This window comes from Nocardioides sp. W7, assembly GCF_022919075.1.
Taxonomy (GTDB): domain Bacteria; phylum Actinomycetota; class Actinomycetes; order Propionibacteriales; family Nocardioidaceae; genus Nocardioides.
On the sequence record NZ_CP095078.1, the window covers coordinates 4,348,364 to 4,364,878 of the forward strand.

At 73.1% G+C, this 16,515-nt stretch carries 16 protein-coding genes; 4 read left to right on the forward strand and 12 right to left on the reverse strand.

Annotated features, from left to right (window positions below; all coding sequences use genetic code 11):
• Window positions 1-110 precede the first annotated feature (110 nt).
• From dmpG to MUB56_RS20445, 3 genes are read right to left on the reverse strand one after another with little or no spacing between them, the layout of a single operon-like run.
• Complete coding sequence (gene dmpG / locus MUB56_RS20435; RefSeq protein ID WP_244928851.1) at window positions 111-1,124, reverse strand: 4-hydroxy-2-oxovalerate aldolase; 1,014 nt, start codon at window positions 1,122-1,124, stop codon at window positions 111-113.
• A gap of 2 nt (window positions 1,125-1,126) precedes the next feature.
• A complete protein-coding gene (locus MUB56_RS20440) occupies window positions 1,127-2,077 on the reverse strand; it encodes an acetaldehyde dehydrogenase (acetylating) (protein WP_244928852.1) in 951 nt (316 codons plus the stop codon).
• Entirely contained in the window at window positions 2,074-2,892 is an 819-nt protein-coding gene (locus MUB56_RS20445; RefSeq protein ID WP_244928853.1) for a fumarylacetoacetate hydrolase family protein, read from the reverse strand. The genes MUB56_RS20440 and MUB56_RS20445 overlap by 4 nt, the downstream gene beginning before the upstream one ends.
• A 70-nt stretch (window positions 2,893-2,962) precedes the next feature.
• Here MUB56_RS20445 and MUB56_RS20450 point away from each other — a divergent pair, with 70 nt between their 5' ends.
• Together MUB56_RS20450 and MUB56_RS20455 are read left to right on the forward strand one after the other, a co-directional pair.
• Window positions 2,963-3,751, forward strand: a complete 789-nt coding sequence (locus MUB56_RS20450; RefSeq protein WP_244928854.1) for an IclR family transcriptional regulator — start codon at window positions 2,963-2,965, stop codon at window positions 3,749-3,751.
• A 265-nt stretch (window positions 3,752-4,016) separates the two neighbouring features.
• Complete coding sequence (locus MUB56_RS20455; protein ID WP_244928855.1) at window positions 4,017-4,772, forward strand: response regulator transcription factor; 756 nt, start codon at window positions 4,017-4,019, stop codon at window positions 4,770-4,772.
• A 4-nt stretch (window positions 4,773-4,776) separates the two neighbouring features.
• Here MUB56_RS20455 and MUB56_RS20460 read toward each other — a convergent pair whose 3' ends face one another.
• The 8 genes from MUB56_RS20460 to MUB56_RS20495 form a co-directional block, all read right to left on the reverse strand.
• A complete protein-coding gene (locus MUB56_RS20460; protein WP_244928856.1) occupies window positions 4,777-5,118 on the reverse strand; it encodes a hypothetical protein in 342 nt (113 codons plus the stop codon).
• A 201-nt stretch (window positions 5,119-5,319) separates the two neighbouring features.
• Window positions 5,320-6,774 (reverse strand): PepSY domain-containing protein, encoded by a 1,455-nt coding sequence (locus MUB56_RS20465; protein ID WP_244928857.1) that lies wholly within the window; start codon window positions 6,772-6,774, stop codon window positions 5,320-5,322.
• A 36-nt stretch (window positions 6,775-6,810) separates the two neighbouring features.
• Window positions 6,811-7,497: a hypothetical protein gene (locus tag MUB56_RS20470; RefSeq protein ID WP_244928858.1), complete on the reverse strand. Its 687-nt coding sequence runs from the start codon at window positions 7,495-7,497 to the stop codon at window positions 6,811-6,813.
• Window positions 7,498-7,613: 116 nt separating this feature from the next.
• Window positions 7,614-8,393: an isocitrate lyase/phosphoenolpyruvate mutase family protein gene (locus MUB56_RS20475; RefSeq protein WP_244928859.1), complete on the reverse strand. Its 780-nt coding sequence runs from the start codon at window positions 8,391-8,393 to the stop codon at window positions 7,614-7,616.
• Window positions 8,394-8,461: 68 nt separating this feature from the next.
• A complete protein-coding gene (locus tag MUB56_RS20480; protein WP_244928860.1) occupies window positions 8,462-11,443 on the reverse strand; it encodes a bifunctional [glutamine synthetase] adenylyltransferase/[glutamine synthetase]-adenylyl-L-tyrosine phosphorylase in 2,982 nt (993 codons plus the stop codon).
• Complete coding sequence (locus tag MUB56_RS20485; RefSeq protein ID WP_244928861.1) at window positions 11,440-12,168, reverse strand: type 1 glutamine amidotransferase; 729 nt, start codon at window positions 12,166-12,168, stop codon at window positions 11,440-11,442. The genes MUB56_RS20480 and MUB56_RS20485 overlap by 4 nt, the downstream gene beginning before the upstream one ends.
• A gap of 5 nt (window positions 12,169-12,173) precedes the next feature.
• The gene (locus MUB56_RS20490; RefSeq protein WP_244928862.1) at window positions 12,174-13,514 is read right to left on the reverse strand and encodes a glutamine synthetase family protein; all 1,341 of its coding nucleotides are present in this window, start codon (window positions 13,512-13,514) and stop codon (window positions 12,174-12,176) included.
• A 26-nt stretch (window positions 13,515-13,540) separates the two neighbouring features.
• Window positions 13,541-13,981 carry a hypothetical protein gene (locus MUB56_RS20495; RefSeq protein WP_244928863.1) on the reverse strand — a complete coding sequence of 147 codons (441 nt, stop codon included), beginning with the start codon at window positions 13,979-13,981 and terminating at the stop codon, window positions 13,541-13,543.
• A gap of 48 nt (window positions 13,982-14,029) precedes the next feature.
• Here MUB56_RS20495 and MUB56_RS20500 point away from each other — a divergent pair, with 48 nt between their 5' ends.
• Window positions 14,030-14,740 (forward strand): response regulator transcription factor, encoded by a 711-nt coding sequence (locus MUB56_RS20500; RefSeq protein ID WP_244928864.1) that lies wholly within the window; start codon window positions 14,030-14,032, stop codon window positions 14,738-14,740.
• A gap of 3 nt (window positions 14,741-14,743) precedes the next feature.
• A complete protein-coding gene (locus MUB56_RS20505; protein WP_244928865.1) occupies window positions 14,744-16,057 on the forward strand; it encodes a HAMP domain-containing sensor histidine kinase in 1,314 nt (437 codons plus the stop codon).
• Window positions 16,058-16,100: 43 nt separating this feature from the next.
• Here the strand turns inward: MUB56_RS20505 and MUB56_RS20510 are convergent, their stop codons facing one another.
• Window positions 16,101-16,478 carry a hypothetical protein gene (locus MUB56_RS20510; RefSeq protein WP_244928866.1) on the reverse strand — a complete coding sequence of 126 codons (378 nt, stop codon included), beginning with the start codon at window positions 16,476-16,478 and terminating at the stop codon, window positions 16,101-16,103.
• Window positions 16,479-16,515: the final 37 nt, after the last annotated feature.

The following is a 16,515-nucleotide window of genomic DNA, read 5'->3' on the forward strand; positions in this document are numbered from 1 at the left end:
TAGCCCCGGACCGCGGGCCCCGCCATCGTGCAGGTGAGGTAATCCGAGGGACCAGCCCGGACCCCTCAGGCCCGGACCCCTCAGGCCCGGACGTCTCAGGCCCGGACGCCTCAGGCCCGGGCCGCGACCAGGTTCAGCGCGACGTCGATGATCATGTCCTCCTGGCCGCCGACCAGACGACGCTTGCCGCACTCCATCAGGATGTCGCGCACGTCGAGGTCGTACTGCGCCGCTGCGTTCTCGGCGTGCCGCAGGAACGAGGAGTACACACCGGCGTAGCCGAGGGTGAGGGTCTCCCGGTCGACGCGGACCGGACGGTCCTGCAGCGGCCGGACGATGTCGTCGGCGGCGTCCTGGAGCTTGAACAGGTCGCAGCCGTGCTTGAAGTCCGACAGGTCGGAGACCGCGACGAACGCCTCGATCGGGCAGTTGCCCGCGCCGGCGCCGTGACCGGCCAGCGAGGCGTCGACGCGGAGGGCGCCGTTCTCGACGGCGACGACGGAGTTCGCGACCGAGAGCGAGAGGTTCTCGTGGGCGTGGATGCCGATCTCGGTCGTCGGGTCGAGCACGTCGCGGTAGGCGCGGACCCGGGCGGCGACGTCGTTCATCGTGAGCCGGCCACCGGAGTCGGTGACGTAGACGCAGTGCGCGCCGTAGGACTCCATCAGCTTGGCCTGCTGGGCCAGCTCCTCGGGCGGGGACATGTGCGAGAGCATCAGGAAGCCGGAGACGTCCATGCCGAGCTCGCGGGCCGCGGCGATGTGCTGCGCGGAGACGTCGGCCTCGGTGCAGTGGGTGGCGACCCGCACCGAGCGGACGCCGAGGTCGTAGGCCCGCTTCAGCTCGTGGATGGTGCCGACCCCGGGGAGCAGCAGCGTGGTCAGCCGGGCCCGCTTCAGCACCGAGGCGGCCGCCTCGATCCACTCCCAGTCGGTGTGGGAGCCGGGACCGTAGTTGACCGAGGAGCCGGCGAGGCCGTCGCCGTGCGCGACCTCGATGGCGTCGACGCCGGCGTCGTCGAGCGCGGCGACGATGCGCTGCACATCGGCGGGGGTGATCCGGTGGCGGACGGCGTGCATGCCGTCGCGCAGGGTGACGTCCTGGACGAAGATCGGAGTGCTCATGGTCAGTTCCCTGCCTTCGAAGCCGCGATCCGCTCGGCCATCTGCAGCGCGGCGGAGGTCATGATGTCGAGGTTGCCGGCGTAGGCCGGGAGGTAGTGCGCGGCACCCTCGACCTCGAGGAACACCGACACCTGGTGGGTGGGACGTGTCTCGGCCTCGGCGCCGACGAGCGTCTCGACCGGCTGGTCGGCCGGGATCTCGGTGATCTGCACCTGCTGCTTGAGCCGGTAGCCGGGCACGTACGCCGCGACGTCGGCGACCATCTTCTCGACCGAGGTCCGGATCTCGTCGTGCACCGCCGGGTCGGAGGCGTCGACCAGGCAGAAGACGGTGTCGCGCATCATCAGCGGCGGCTCGGCCGGGTTCAGCACGATGATCGCCTTGCCCCGCTTGGCCCCGCCGACCGCGACGATCGCCGCGGAGGTGGTCTCGGTGAACTCGTCGATGTTGGCCCGGGTGCCGGGGCCGGCCGACTTGGAGGCGATCGAGGCGACGATCTCGGCGTACGCGACGGGCACGACCCGCGAGATGGCGGCGACGACCGGGATGGTCGCCTGACCGCCACAGGTCACCATGTTCACGTTCGGTGCGTCGAGGTGGTCGTCGAGGTTGACCGCCGGCACGACGTACGGGCCGATGGCCGCCGGCGTCAGGTCGATCAGGCGCTTGCCGAGGGGCTGCAGGAGCGCGGCGTTGTGCACGTGCGCCTTCGCGGAGGTCGCGTCGAAGACGATCTCGATCTCGTCGAAGCCGGGCAGGTTGATCAGCCCGTCGACGCCCTCGTGGGTGGTGGCGAAGCCGAACCGGGCCGCGCGGGCCAGTCCGTCGGAGGCGGCGTCGATGCCGACCATCGCCCCCATCTCGAGGTGCTTGCTGGTGCGCATCACCTTGATCATCAGATCGGTGCCGATGTTGCCCGATCCGATGACGGCGACCTTGGTCTTGGCGCTCATCGCTGAGACTCCTTGCTGAAGGTGGTGGTGACGGTGCCCAGGCCGGTGATGGTGGCGGTGACGGTGTTGCCGGCGGCGACGGGCCGCATCGGGCCGAGCGCGCCGGAGAGGATGACCTGCCCGGCCTGCAGCGGTACGCCGAACTCGCGCGCCTGCTGGGCCAGCCAGACGACGGCCTGGAGGGGGTCGCCGAGGCAGGCGGCGCCCGTGCCGGTGGAGACCACCTCGTCGTCGATGCTCATGGTCATGGCCACGTCGCGGGGCTCGACCTCGTCGAGGGTCCGGCGCTCCGTGCCGAGCACGTAGGCACCGGCCGAGGCGTTGTCGGCGACGGTGTCGCCGAAGCTGATGTCCCAGCCGGCGACCCGGCTGCCGCAGATCTCCAGGGCGGCGACGGCGTAGTCGATCGCGCCGCGGACCTGCCCGAGGTCGAGCGGCCCCTCCGCGAGGTCGTCCTTGAGCACGAAGGCCACCTCGGCCTCGACACGGGGCTGCAGCACGCTGGCGGTCGGCACGGTGTCGCCGTCGGCGTACGCCATGTCGTCGAAGAGGATGCCGAAGTCCGGCTGGTCCACCCCGAGCTGCTCCTGGACGGCGGTCGAGGTGAGGCCGATCTTGCGGCCGACGACGCGGGCACCGGACGCGATCCGGTCCGCCGCGAGCCGCTGCTGGACGGCGTACGCCGCCGCGAGGTCGTCGCGGCCGATCAGGTCGCGCACCGGCGCGCTCGGCACGCCGGTCTCGGCCGCGACCCGCAGCCGGTCCGCAGCCGCGGAGATGGCGTCGAGATCGACGCTGGAGACGGTTTCACTCATGCGCCCACTGTGTCGTCCGGCCGCCACGCGGAGCCATGCTCGCGTTCCACTGGCCGGTACGCTGATCTCCGTGACCGATCCGGAGCCCGACGGGGGCCTCGACACCGTCCTCGGCAAGGCGGTCGCCCTGCTGCGGGCCTTCCGGGTCGACGACACCGTGCTGCCGCTCGCGGAGCTGGTCCGGCGGACCGGGCTCCCGAAGGGGACGGCGCACCGGGTCGCCGGCGACCTCGTGCACCACCGGTTGCTCGACAAGACCCCGCACGGCTACCGGCTCGCCGGGGGGCTCTTCGAGCTCGGGATGCGCGCGGCATCGGAGCGCACCCTGCTGGAGCTGGCGATGCCGTTCCTGCAGGACCTCTACGAGCGCACCCACGAGACCGTCCACCTGGGGGTGCAGGACGGCACCGAGGTCGTGTACGTCGCCAAGATCGGCGGGCACCGGCAGGCCCGCTCCCCCTCCCGGGCCGGCGGCCGGATGCCGATGCACTGCACCGCGATCGGCAAGGTGCTGCTGGCCCACGCCGGACCCGACGTACAGGAGGAGGTGCTGGCGCGACCGCTCGAGCGTCGTACGCCGCACACCGTCGTCGCGCCCGGCCTGCTGCGCCGGCAGCTGGACAAGGTGCTGGAGACCGGCACGGCGTACGAGCGGGAGGAGTCGACGCCCGGTCTGCTGTGCATCGCGGCGCCGGTGCTCGACGCCGACGGTCGTACGGCGCTGGCGGCGATCAGCGTCACCGGGCCGGTCGGACGATTCCGCCCCGAGGCGCACGAGACGGCGGTGCGCGCCGCCGCCGCGGCGCTGGCCAGCACGCTGTCGCGCCGTCACGGCGGCGCGGTCAGACCGGGTCAGTGACGCGGCGCCCGCCGAGTGATCTGCGAAACAAATCTGTGAACGCAGGTTTTGCCACACACCCCGCCGGGTAAGGAAGCGATCAGGCACTAGCTCCACCAGTACCGCCCGCGTCTCGGACTTACGCAGCCCGTGTCCCGGGGGCGGGCTGCATTTGGGACCGCCGTGTGCCTCGGCGGGTCCGGGGAGGCTCGCCCCGTTCTCCGCGGGGCGGGCCGGGGCGGGGGTATCCCCCCTCGGCGGCCGTTCATCTGGCAACATCTGCGACATGGTGATCGCCTCGGGCTCAGAGCGGCGCGCGCTCGTCGTCGAGGACGACGAGGACATCCGCTCGTTGATCGAGTTCACCCTGAGCACGCAGGGCTTCGAGGTGACCGCCGTCGACACCGGCACCGCCGCCGTGGAGGCCGTGCGCACCTTCGACCCCGACCTGATCACCCTCGACCTGGGCCTCCCCGGCATCGACGGGATCGAGACCTGTCGCCGGATCCGCGAGCTCACCGAGGCGTACGTCGTGATGATCACCGCCCGCACCGACCAGATCGACCGGCTGCTGGGTCTCGAGACCGGCGCCGACGACTTCATGTCCAAGCCGTTCGACGCCCACGAGCTGAAGGCGCGGGTCAACGCGATGTTCCGTCGGCCGCGCCGGCCGTCGGCCGCCGTGCCCGCTCCCGCTCCTGCTCCCGCGGTCCAGGCCGAGTCGACGTCCTCCCACGAGGTGCTCCGGCACGGCGTCCTGCGCGTCGACGTCGACGGTCGCCGGGCCTTCAAGGAGGACCAGGAGCTCGCCCTGACCCGCACCGAGTTCGACCTGCTCACCGAGCTGATGCGCAGCCCCGCCCGGGTCTGGTCGCGCGAGACCCTGCTGCGCTCGGTGTGGGGCACGGAGTGGTCGAGCGACACCCACCTGGTCGAGGTGCACGTCGGCAACCTGCGCCGCAAGCTCGGCGAGACCAAGGACGCCAAGTTCGTCCGCACCGTGCGCGGCGTGGGCTACCGGATGGAGTCCCCGGGCGCCTGAGCGATCACGCCGCGGCGAGGTACTGATCAAGGGCGGCGTGCGCGCGCCGGGCCGCGTCGGGGAGCATCGAGGCCCGCACCCGGGCCGCCGCCAGATCCTGGCGGCGCAGGTCGAGCTCGATCTGCTGGGCGATGTCCGCCAGCTCGCTGGTCCCGACGGTGGTCGAGGAGACCTTCAGGCTCAGCGTCGCGTCCATCGCCTCGACGATGTCGAGCTCGCTCAGCGCGCCGGCGATCCGGGCGACCCGGCGGTCGAGGAGGGCGCCGTACTTCTCCGCGAAGGAGAGCGCGAAGGACCGGTCCTTCATGTCGTGCGCAAGCTTGGCCAGCGCCTGTGGGTCGAACACGCTCACCACTCCTCCGGCCCCTTGCGGTCGTGTGCCTCCCTCATGTCCCGGACGGCCACGGGGCAAAGGCCGCGGCCGCCCGGGATTCGGTGACCAGCGTGGGCGCTGGTGGTCAGAGGCGACTCCACGAACTCTGCCCCGCCAACATCAAGGCCGGCCGGTCCAAACCCTCAAGGAACCCGCAAAAGATCACACCCGGGTTCACCGGACCGTGTCGAAGAACCCGGCCAGCGCCGGGACCCGGCGCAGCACCAGCTGGTCGAGCGCCAGCACGACCACCAGGGACAGCCCGAAGAGCGGCAGCAGCACACCGAGGACGACCAGCGCGACCAGCAGCAGCGGCGACCCGCGCAACGGCAGCTTGCCGCGTGGCGCCCCGACCCGGCCCGCACCGCGGGGCCGGCGGCGCCACCACATCAGCGGGCCGCTCACGCACATGAAGACGATCAGCACGCACATCAGCGCCGCACCCCAGAACGACGCCAGACCGAGGCTGCGCCCCTCGTGCAGGCCGATGCCGTGGGCGACCACCTTGGCCAGCGCCGGGTAGTCGTCGAAGCCGTACGTCGACACCACCTGTCCGCCGTACTGGTCGACGTGCACGGTGCGCTCGTCGGAAGGCGCGTCGAAGGCGTAGCCGATCACCGAGAACACCCCGCCCTCGTCGCCCGGGACGGTCACGGTCATCGGGTGCCGCAGCCCCTCTCCGGCGGCGACGGCGACCGCGGTGTCGACGCTCGCGACGCTGCCCTCGTGGCCCTCCGGGGCCGAGGTCGGCACCTCCGTCTTCTGCTGCGCCCAGGGCAGGTCGACGGCGTGGCTGTGCGGCAGCGACTCGTCGAGGGTGGACAGCGGGTTCGACGCCGCACCGTGGTCCAGCGACCACATCGAGGTGCCCCGGTCGGTGGCGATCTCCTGGACCTTCGCACCCCACAGTCCGGTCCAGGGCAGGCCCGAGACCAGCAGCATGAGCAGCCCGACGCCGACCACCGCGCCCACGACGCCGTGCCGCGAGCGCAGCCGCGCGCCCTTCCGGTCGGCCCTGCGCATCCGGCGGCGGGCCCGCCAGCCGCGCACGAACAGGTAGTAGCCGCTCAGCGCCATCACGATCGCCCAGCACACGCCGAGCTCCAGGAACCGGTCGCCGAGGGTGCCGCTCATCAGGTCGGCGTGCAGTCGGACCGCGGTGCCGGAGAGGGTCGAGTCGGGGTCCATCGAGCCGAGGACCCGGGGGCCGTACGGGTCGACGAACACGTCGCGAGCCTCGCCGTCGGCCGTGGTGACCGAGAAGATCGTCGCCCGGCCGTCCTCGCGGGGCTCGGCCATCGACATCACCGAGACGTCCGGATAGGTCTGGCGGACGGCGGCGAGCTGGGCGGAGTACGGCTGCTGGACGGCGTCCGCCGCGGGGACGTCGACCTTCATCAGGTCGGGGTGCAGCAGCGGCTCGAGCTGGAAGCGGAACAGGTAGATCAGGCCGGTGACGGCCAGCACGAGCAGCACCGGGATCACCAGGAAGCTGGCGAAGAAGTGCCAGCGCCAGATCGCGCGGAACAGGCCGCTGCCCTTGGCGCGCTCCCGGGGTGGTCGGGGTCCTCTGAGTGGTCGGGGTGGTCGTGTCGGGGCAGGGGTCGGTGGGGTCAGGTGGTCGGTCATCGGTCCTCGGGTCGGTCGGTGCGGTCGTCGGGCGGGTCAGCGCGCGACGAGCGGAGGACCGCGCCGGACCACGGCGCGAGCGAGGACGAGCGAGTGTGGCGGGCGGGCGGGCACGACGGCCCGGGCCCGGAGGCGTCGTACGACGGGCAACCCGGCGCGGGCGATCGCCGCCAGGACGTGGAGCGGGGCCAGCACGACCGCGGCGGCGAGTGCGAGGAGCGTCCACAGGGCCCGCTCCCCCACGGCCAGCCAGAGTCCGACGGCCGCCGCGACGAACAGGTGCGCCAGCATCATCGGCGCGTTGCCGGTGAGGTGGTCGACGAGGTGGCCGACCGGCAGCGCCGGGCCGGCAGCGTGCGTGCTGCCGGCGTCCCAGGCGTCCTGCAGGGAGCCCACCCGTCGGCCGTCGACGGTCGGGAGCGTGATGCCCCCGGTACGGACCGGCGCCGCCACCGGACCGGCGGTCTCACCCGCGTGCCCGGCCGCCGCGGAGAGCACCACGTGCACGAGGGTCTGGCCGCCCACCAGCAGCGTCACCAGCCGCAGGGGGGTCGCCGGGCGGGCGAGGAACGCCGCCGCGCCCACCACCGCGACGACGTACAGGACCAGCAGCGCGCCCGGTCCGGGCAGCAGCCCGTCGGCCGTCACGTGCCCGGCCGCCCCCAGGAACACCGCCACCGAGGCGAGCAGAACCGCACGTGCCCAGTGCACGGCAGGGTCCATCCCCAACCTCATGGAGGGGATCCTCCCAGCCCATCCTGAGAATCGCCGAGTCGGCACGAATCGTGGGCCGAGTCAGCACTACTGGTGCTGACTCGGCCTGGTGAGGGTGGGGTGGGCTAGTTGAGGAGGCGCATGGTGGTGGGGACGCCGCCGCCGGCGTGCACGTCCTCGACCAGCTCCTGGAGGGCGGTGAGGGCGACGTTCTGCGACATCGGGCCGTAGGAGACCCGGGCGACGCCGAGCTCCTCGAGGCGGGCCAGGGACGGGAGGCCCGGGATGCCGATCAGGGTGAGCCGCTGCGGACCGAACGCCTCGACCAGCGTGGACACCTGGGCCTCGTCGAGCCGGCCGGGCACGAAGACCACGGGCGCACCCGCGTCGAGGAACGCCTTGCCCCGCTCGACGGCGTCGGCGAGTACGTCGGCCGGGTCCCGGTCGCCGGCCTTCACGAAGGCGTCGGTGCGGGCGTTGAGCACGAAGTCGGGGACGCCCTCCGCCTCGGCCGCCCGCATGATCGCGGCGACGTTGGCGACCGCCTCGTCGAGCGGCCGCAGCTGGTCCTCGATGTTGGCGCCGACCACGCCGAGGCCGATGGCGCGACGGATCGTGTCGGCCGGGTCGCCGTACCCGCCCTCCAGGTCGGCGCTCACCGGGAGGTCGGTCGCCTGCACGATCCGCCCGACGGCCTCCAGCATCAGGTCGCGCGGGATCTGCTCGCCGTCCGGATATCCGTACGACGCGGCGATCGAGTGGCTGGCGGTGGCCAGGGCGGTGCTGCCGGGTACGTCGGCGACGACCTTCGCGCTGATCACGTCCCAGACGTTGACGACGGTCAGCAGGGTCGGGTCGCGGTGCAGCTCGAGGAGTCGGGTGGCACGGGTGGCGGGGCTGGTCATGCGACCGACGCTACCCAGTCCGCCCCGAAGAGCCAGTCCGCGCCGAAGAACCAGTCCGCCCAGGAGAGTCAGTCCTGCCAGAACACCCGGTCGACGACGGCGCGGGCGAGCCGGGTGTAGCGCAGGTGGTCGTTGAGCATCGCCTCGGACTCACCGGGCCCGTAGCCCAGGATGCTCGCTACCGCCGCCCGCTCGCGGGGGTCGCGGGGCAGCTGGTCGCTGGGCTTCCCGCGCACCAGGGTCACCGCGTTGCGGACCCGGCTGACCCGGCGCCAGGTCTGCTGCAGCACCGCGGCGTCGTCCTCGCCGATCAGGTCGGCGGCCCGCGCGGCGGCCAGCGCGGGCATGGTCTGGGAGGTGCGCAGGCCCGGCACCTGCCCGGCGTACCGCATCTGCAGCAGCTGGACGGTCCACTCGATGTCGGCCAGCCCGCCGCGGCCCAGCTTGAGGTGGGTGTTCGGATCCGCGCCCCGGGGCAGCCGCTCCTCGTCGACGCGGGCCTTGATCCGGCGCACCTCGAAGACGTCGTCGGCGCTGATGCCGTCGACGGGGAACCGGAGCGGGTCGATCAGCTCCTCGAAGCGCCGGCGCAGGTCGAGGTCGCCCACCACGGCGTCGGCGCGCAGCAGCGCCTGCGCCTCCCACACCTTCGACCACTTCGCGTAGTAGGCGGCGTACGACGACAGCGTGCGGGTCAGCGGCCCTTGCTTGCCCTCGGGCCGCAGGTCGGCGTCGACGACGAGCGGCGGGTCGCCCCCGGGCAGGGCGAGCAGCCGGCGCAGCTCGTTGGCCACCGCCTGGGCGTACGACGACGCCTGCTGCGGGTCGGCTCCCGGCTCGGGGTCGTGCACGAACAGCACGTCGGCGTCGCTGCCGTAGGACAGCTCGAAGCCGCCGTAGCGGCCCATCGCCACCACCGCGATCCGGGTCGGTGCCCGGTCCAGCCCCCGCTGCGCCCAGACCGCCGAGCCGGCGACCTCCAGGGTGGCCTCCAAGGTGGCGTCGGTGAGCCTGGAGAGGCCCGCACCGACCTCGGCGACGTCGGTGAGGTCGAGCAGGTCCCCGGCCGCGATCCGGAGCAGCTCACGGCGCCGGACCGCCCGGATCGCGCGGACCGCCTTCTCCGGCTCGCTCTGCCGGGCCGCGCCCGCCCGCATCTCCTCGGTGAGCGCCTCCGCCGGCAGCGGGTGCAGGTCCTCGCCCAGCATCCGTACGCCCAGCGGCTCACGCTCCAGCAGCGCGGTCGCGTAGCGGGAGGTGGCGAGCACGTGCGCGAGCCGGGTGGCCACCTGGCCCTCGTCGCGGAGCGTCGAGAGGTACCAGGGCGTGTCCCCGAGCGCCTCGCTGATCCGCCGGAACCCGAACAGCCCGGCGTCCGGGTCGGGCCCCTCGGCGAACCACTGCAGCATCGCCGGGAGCAGCGCGCGCTGGATGCTGGAGCGGCGGCTGACCCCGCTGGTGAGCGCCTCGAGGTGGCGCAGCGCGGCCTGCGGGTCGTGGTAGCCGAGCGCGCCGAGCCGCTTCACCGCGGCCTCCGGCGAGAGCCGGACGTCGTGCCCGGGCAGCGCCGCCACCGCGGAGAGCAGCGGGCGGTAGAACAGCTTCTCGTGCAGCCGCCGCACCTCGCGCCGGTGGTGCGCCCAGATCTTCTCCAGCGTCTCGACCGGCGCCCTGAGGTAGCCCATGCTGCGGCCCAACCGCCTCAGCGCCGCCTCCTCCGCCGGCACCACGTGGGTACGACGGAGCTGGTAGAGCTGGATCCGGTGCTCGAGCGTGCGCAGGAACGTGTAGGCCTCGTGCAGTGCGACGCCGTCCTCGCGGCCGACGTACCCGCCCCGGGTCAGCTGGGCCAGCGCGCTGAGCGTGGTCGCGGTCCGGATCGACTCGTCGCCGCGGCCGTGCACGAGCTGGAGGAGCTGGACGGCGAACTCGACATCGCGCAGCCCGCCCGAGCCCAGCTTCAGCTGCCGCTCGGCCTCCTTCGCCGGGATGTGCTCGACGACGCGGCGGCGCATGGCCTGGGTGTCCTCGACGAACCCGTCCCGCTCGGCCGCGCTCCACACCATCGGCGAGACCATCTGGACGTACTCCGCGCCGAGGGCGAGGTCGCCCGCGACGGGACGCGCCTTCAGCAGCGCCTGGAACTCCCAGGTCTTGGCCCAGCGCTCGTAGTAGCCGCGGTGGCTGGCGAGGGTGCGGGTGAGCGGGCCCTGCCGGCCCTCCGGGCGTAGGTTCGCGTCGACGGGCCAGATGGTGCCCTCACGGGTGTGCTCGCCGCAGATCCGGATCAGGTGACTGGCCAGCTGGGTCGCGGCCCGCAGGGCCGCGTCGTCGGGCGCGCCCTCGACCGGCTCGTGCACGAAGACCACGTCGACGTCGGAGACGTAGTTGAGCTCGTGGCCGCCGCACTTGCCCATCGCGATCACGGCCAGCCGGGCCAGGCCCGCGCTCTCGCCGACCCGCTGGCGGGCCACCGCGAGCCCGGCCTCCAGGGTGGCGGCCGCGAGGTCGGCGATCTCGGCCGCCGCGTCGTCGACACCGAGGTCGTGGGCCAGGTCGCGGGCGGCCAGGCGCAGCAGCAGCCGGCGGTACTCGACCCGCAGCGCGTCGACGGCGTCGCCGTCGGGGACGGTCGCGGTCGGGGCGGGGTCGTGCGGGTCGGCGCCGACGACCCGCAGCAGGTGCTCGCGCAAGGCGAACGCCGCGGGCCGGGTCGAGCCGAGCGTCGGGTCGGTCAGCTCGATCCAGTGGTCGGGGTGCCGGACCAGGTGCTCGCCGAGCGCCTGGCTGGCGCCGAGCACGCAGAGCAGCCGCATCGCGGTGCCCTCGTCGTCGCAGATCGCCTGGAGCAGCTCGTCCGGGTCGTCGAGCTCGTCGGCGATCCGGACCAGCGCGGCCAGCGCCTGGTCGGGGTCGGCGGTGCGGCCGAGGAAGGCGAGCAGGCAGTCGGCGGCGTCCGCTCCGAGGCGGTGCAGACCCACCAGGGCCGCGTCGGTGTCCTCGAAGCCCAGCCGGAGCAGGTTGCCCTTGCTGGTGGTGGGGCGCGTCACTGTCCGGCCACCCGACGTACGACGGCCGCGAAGCCGGACGCCAGCGGCGCCCAGGTGGTCTCCAGCTCCACGCTCGCCTGCTCGACGGCGTCGAGCAGGGCGGCCTGGTCGATGCCCGCTGCCGCATGGGACCCGGCGTCGTCGGCCGCCCAGCGGCGCAGGATCAGGTGGTCGACCTCGGGGTGCAGCTGCACCCCCCAGGCCCGCGGTCCGAAGCGGACCGCCTGCACCTCCCCGGCCGGAGCCGTCGCGAGCAGCGTCGCGCCCGGAGGCAGGTCGGTGACGACGTCGTTGTTCCAGTGCACGCCGCGCGCCGCGGCCGGTGCCTCCGCCAGCGGGCCGAACAGCTCGTCGCGGGCCGCCTCCGCGGTCCAGCCGACCTCGAGCAGGCCGAGCTGCTGGCCGCCGGGGTTGCGTCGTACGACGCCGCCGAGCGCGCTCGCGACCAGCTGGTGGCCCAGGCAGATCCCGAGCAGCGGCACCCCGCCCGCCAGCGCGGTCCGCGCGAGCTCCTTGGTCGGGCCGAGCCACGCGTGCTCGCCCTCGTCGTCGGCCCCCATCGAGCCGCCGAGCACCAGCAGCCCACCGTGCCCGGCGAGCGTGGCCGGGAGCTCGTCGCCGGCGTACGGCCGTCGTACGTCGAGGCGCGCGCCGGCGTCGGCGAGCCACCCGCCCACCAGGGCCGGCGGGCAGTCGTCCTCGTGCTGGACGACGAGGATCGGCATGGTGCTCAGATGACCGGGAGCATGCGGTCCCGCTCGAAGGCGGAGACCTGGCCGCGGTACTCGTCCCATTCCGCGCGCTTGTTGCGCAGGAAGAACTCGAAGACGTGCTCGCCGAGGGTGTCGGCCAGCAGCTCGGACTTCTCGGCGATGGCGATCGCCTCGTTGAGGCTGCGCGGCAGCGGGTCGATGCCGAGGGCGGTGCGCTCGCGCTCGGTCAGCGACCAGACGTCGTCCTCGGCCTCGCGCGGGAGCTCGTAGCCCTCCTCGATGCCCTTCATGCCCGCGGCCAGCATCACCGCGAAGGCGAGGTAGGGGTTGCAGGCGGCGTCGAGGGTGCGCAGCTCGACCCGGGTCGACGGACCCTTGTTGGGCTTGTACATCGGGACCCGGATCATCGCGGAGCGGTTGTTGTGGCCCCAGCAGATGTACGACGGCGCCTCGCCGCCGAACATCAGCCGCTTGTAGCTGTTGACCCACTGGTTGGTCACGGCCGTGATCTCGGGCGCGTGCCGGAGCAGGCCCGCGATGAACTGGCGGCCGGTCTGGGAGAGCTGGTACTCGGCGCCGGCCTCGTAGAAGGCGTTCTGGTCGCCGTCGAAGAGCGAGACGTGGGTGTGCATGCCCGAGCCCGGGTGGGTGGTGAACGGCTTCGGCATGAAGCTGGCCCACACGTCCTGGCTCAGCGCGACCTCACGGATGACGGTGCGGAAGGTCATGATGTTGTCGGCGGTGCTCAGCGCGTCGGCGTAGCGCAGGTCGATCTCCTGCTGGCCCGGGCCGCCCTCGTGGTGGCTGAACTCCACCGAGATGCCCATCGCCTCGAGCATGGTGATCGCTTCGCGGCGGAAGTCGGCGCCGTGCGACTGCGCGGTGTGGTCGAAGTAGCCGCTGCGGTCCACCGGCTCCGGATCGGCGCCCGCGACCGGGCTGTCCTTGAACAGGTAGAACTCGATCTCGGGGTGGGTGTAGAAGGTGAAGCCCTTCTCGGCGGCCTTACTCAGGGTGCGCTTGAGGACGTGGCGCGGGTCGGCGTACGACGGGGAGCCGTCGGGCATCACGATGTCGCAGAACATCCGGGCCGTCGACGGGCCCTCGCCGGTGCGCCACGGGAGGATCTGGAAGGTCGACGGGTCCGGCTTGGCCAGCATGTCGGCCTCGTAGACCCGGGCGAAGCCCTCGATCGCCGAGCCGTCGAAGCCGATGCCCTCCGCGAAGGCGCCCTCCAGCTCGGCCGGAGCCACGGCGACCGACTTCAGGAACCCGAGCACGTCGGTGAACCAGAGCCGTACGAACCGGACGTCGCGCTCCTCAAGAGCGCGGAGTACGAAGTCTTCCTGCTTGCCCATGGCGCCAGCCTAGGGGTAGCGGTTCCTCAGCCGTCGGCGGGCAGCACGTGCTCCTCGCGGTCGGAGACCGTCGGCTGCCCGCGGTTGCAGAAGACCTCCAGCTCGACCGAGGTCCGGTCCCGGGAGAAGACCGCATCGACGTCGTCGTCGGGACCGCGCTCGTAGCTCACCACCGTCCACCCGGACGCGGTGTCGGGCCGCACCTCCACGCCGTACGCCACCGAGCCGCGGCACTCGACGACGAACGAGCCGAACTCGTCCTCGACGGTGCGGGACACGACCGCGGCCGATGGATCCGCACTGGGCGTGCGCTCCAGGTCGACGTCACGGAGCACCTCGTTGCCGAGCGGGCCGCGGCCGCGGACCCCGTCCCCCGCGCTGCTCACCGCCAGCAGGCCGACGCCCACCGCGAGGCCGGCGGCCAGGACCCAGGCCACGGCGTACCGGACCGCGCGCGGGATGCTCATGGGCCCATCGTCCCGGGCGGCGGGTTAAGGCCGCGCTAAGGAGTCGACGTGCTCGGCTACGGTCGGCGCGTGGTGCAGGTGCTGATCATCGAGGACGACGTCCGGATCCGGCCGCTGCTGATGCGCTCGCTGGGCGAGCGGGGGTACGCCGTCGCGTCCGCCTCCTCGGGGATGCAGGGGCTCAGCATGGCCGTCGAGCACCGGCCCGACCTGGTCATCCTCGACCTGGGCCTGCCCGACATCGACGGCACCCAGGTGCTGACCATGCTGCGCGCCGTCAGCGACGTGCCGGTCATCGTCGCCAGCGCCCGCGACGACGACCCGTCGCTGATCGGCTGCCTGGACGCCGGCGCCGACGACTACGTCGTGAAGCCGTACACGACCGCCCAGCTGGAGGCCCGGATCCGGGCGGTGATGCGCCGCTCGGGCGCCGACGCGGCCGCGGCCCGGCAGCCGCTGCAGGTGGGCGGGCTCGCGATCGACGTCCCGGCGCGACAAGCCAGCCTGGACGGCGCGTCGGTGGACCTCTCCCCTCGCGAGTTCGACCTGCTCAAGCACCTGGCCGAGCACGCCGGCGAGGTCGTCACCAAGCGGCAGCTGCTCACCGACGTGTGGCACCAGGCGTGGGGCGGCTCCGACAAGACCGTCGACGTGCACCTGTCCTGGCTGCGCCGCAAGCTCGGCGAGACCGCCTCCGCGCCGCGCTACCTGCACACCGTGCGCGGCGTCGGCGTACGCCTCGCCGCTCCGGAGGACTGAGCGTTGCGGCGCAGCCTCATCCTCACCGTGGCGGCCGCGGTCACGATGGTGCTGCTGGCGATGCTGGTGCCGATGGCGGTGCTGCTGCGCGACTACGCACTGGAGGACCGGCTCTCCCGGGCCGCGCTGGAGGTGCAGGCCACCGAGACAGTGGTCTCCGGCGCCGACCGGGACCGCGGCGACGTGCAGCTCTACCTCGACCGGATCAACCGCGGGAACGGGATCGAGACCACGGTCCTCTACCCGGGCGAGGACCCCTCGACCGACGTGGGCCCCGACCCGGGCGAGGACTACCGCGTCGTCCAGGCCCGCAACACCGGCCAGGCCCGGGTCGACGACGTCGACGGCGGGGCGGAGTTCCTGGTGCCGGTCTCGCTCGGCGGCAGCTCCGCCGGCCCCGCCGACACCCCGGTCATCCGGGTCCGGGTGCACACGCCGGGCCTGGAGTCCGCGATCGTCCGCAGCCTCGTCCTCCTTCTGCTGCTGGGGCTGGCCCTACTGGTCGGGGCGCTGCTGCTCGCGGACCGGATCGGGCGGTCGTTCGTGCAGCCGGTTCGCGCGCTGGCGTCGTACGCCCAGCAGCTCGGCGACCGGCGCCGGCCCGAGCCGGTCGTGCCCGAGGGTCCTCCCGAGGTCCGCGAGCTGGCCGGTGCCCTGAACCGGCTCGTCGAGCGGGTCGAGGTGCTGCTGGAGCGCGAGCGCGCGAGCGTCTCCGACGTCTCGCACCGGCTGCGCACCCCCATCACGGCCCTGCGGCTGCGGGCCGAGAGCCTGACCGACTCCGAGGAGCGCGAGCGGCTCGGCACCGACCTGGACCACCTGGAGGCCATGGTCGAGCACGTGGTGCGCGAGGCCCGGCGCTCGGAGCGCGAGGGTCTGGTCGCCGCCTGCGACGCACTGACCGTGGTGGCCGACCGGGCCCGGTTCTGGGAGCCGCTGGCCGAGGACCAGGGCCGCACCTTCACGCTGTACGTCGACCCCGGCGAGGCGCTGGTCCGCACGGCGGAGGAGGACCTGCGCGCGGTGGTCGACGTACTCCTCGACAACGTCTTCACCCACACCCCGGAGGGTGCTGCCGTGCAGGTGACGTGCGCCCGCCGCGCCGGCGGCGGGGTGGTGCTGAGCGTGGTCGACGGCGGGCCGGGCTTCCCGGACGGGGTCGACGTCGCCGACCGCGGAACGTCGGGCGCGGGCTCGACCGGTCTCGGTCTCGCGATCGTCGACAAGACCGCCACCGAGTCCGGTGGCGGTCTGTCGTGGGGGTCCTCCCCCGAGGGCGGCGGGCGGATCGTCGTCGAGCTCGGCCCACCAGCCTGAGCGTGCGGGCAGCCCCGTCAGCGCCCGGCGGTCCGCGCCGTCCTCAGCGGGTGAGGGTGGCGACGCAGGGCTCGCCATCCGCGGGCGTGGCCGTCACGGTGAACTCGTCGCCGTCCTCGGCGCGGGCCGGCACGTCGACGTCGAGCTCGGCGTCCTCGTCCGTCACGCGGGTGCCCTCCAGGAGCGTGCGGCCGTCCTGCTCGATGAGGACCTGCCAGGTCTCGTCGGCGTTCGCGGACTGGAGCTCGAAGGTGACCTCGAGGCCACCGTCCTCGTCCTCGACGGACAGCTCGTAGGCATTGCCGCCGCAGGTGTCGCGGGCGACGACCTCGTCCTCGTCGCCGCCCCACACCGCCCAGACGCCCAGCGCCACGACCGCCACCACGACGACCGCTACGACGACCAGCACTGCCTTCTTCATGTTCTCTCCCGGGTTCGTGTGGTTCTGACTCGGTCAC

What these genes read in the sequence shown, in the direction of transcription:
- MUB56_RS20455 (WP_244928855.1), top strand. Translation starts at nt 4,017, where the DNA reads ATGGTGATCGCCTCGGGCTCAGAGCGGCGCGCGCTCGTCGTCGAGGAC.
- MUB56_RS20485 (WP_244928861.1), bottom strand. Translation starts at nt 12,168, where the DNA reads ATGCCGATCCTCGTCGTCCAGCACGAGGACGACTGCCCGCCGGCCCTG.
- MUB56_RS20495 (WP_244928863.1), bottom strand. Translation starts at nt 13,981, where the DNA reads ATGAGCATCCCGCGCGCGGTCCGGTACGCCGTGGCCTGGGTCCTGGCC.
- MUB56_RS20475 (WP_244928859.1), bottom strand. Translation starts at nt 8,393, where the DNA reads ATGACCAGCCCCGCCACCCGTGCCACCCGACTCCTCGAGCTGCACCGC.
- dmpG (WP_244928851.1), bottom strand. Translation starts at nt 1,124, where the DNA reads ATGAGCACTCCGATCTTCGTCCAGGACGTCACCCTGCGCGACGGCATG.
- MUB56_RS20490 (WP_244928862.1), bottom strand. Translation starts at nt 13,514, where the DNA reads ATGGGCAAGCAGGAAGACTTCGTACTCCGCGCTCTTGAGGAGCGCGAC.
- MUB56_RS20470 (WP_244928858.1), bottom strand. Translation starts at nt 7,497, where the DNA reads ATGGACCCTGCCGTGCACTGGGCACGTGCGGTTCTGCTCGCCTCGGTG.
- MUB56_RS20440 (WP_244928852.1), bottom strand. Translation starts at nt 2,077, where the DNA reads ATGAGCGCCAAGACCAAGGTCGCCGTCATCGGATCGGGCAACATCGGC.
- MUB56_RS20445 (WP_244928853.1), bottom strand. Translation starts at nt 2,892, where the DNA reads ATGAGTGAAACCGTCTCCAGCGTCGATCTCGACGCCATCTCCGCGGCT.
- MUB56_RS20465 (WP_244928857.1), bottom strand. Translation starts at nt 6,774, where the DNA reads ATGACCGACCACCTGACCCCACCGACCCCTGCCCCGACACGACCACCC.
- MUB56_RS20510 (WP_244928866.1), bottom strand. Translation starts at nt 16,478, where the DNA reads ATGAAGAAGGCAGTGCTGGTCGTCGTAGCGGTCGTCGTGGTGGCGGTC.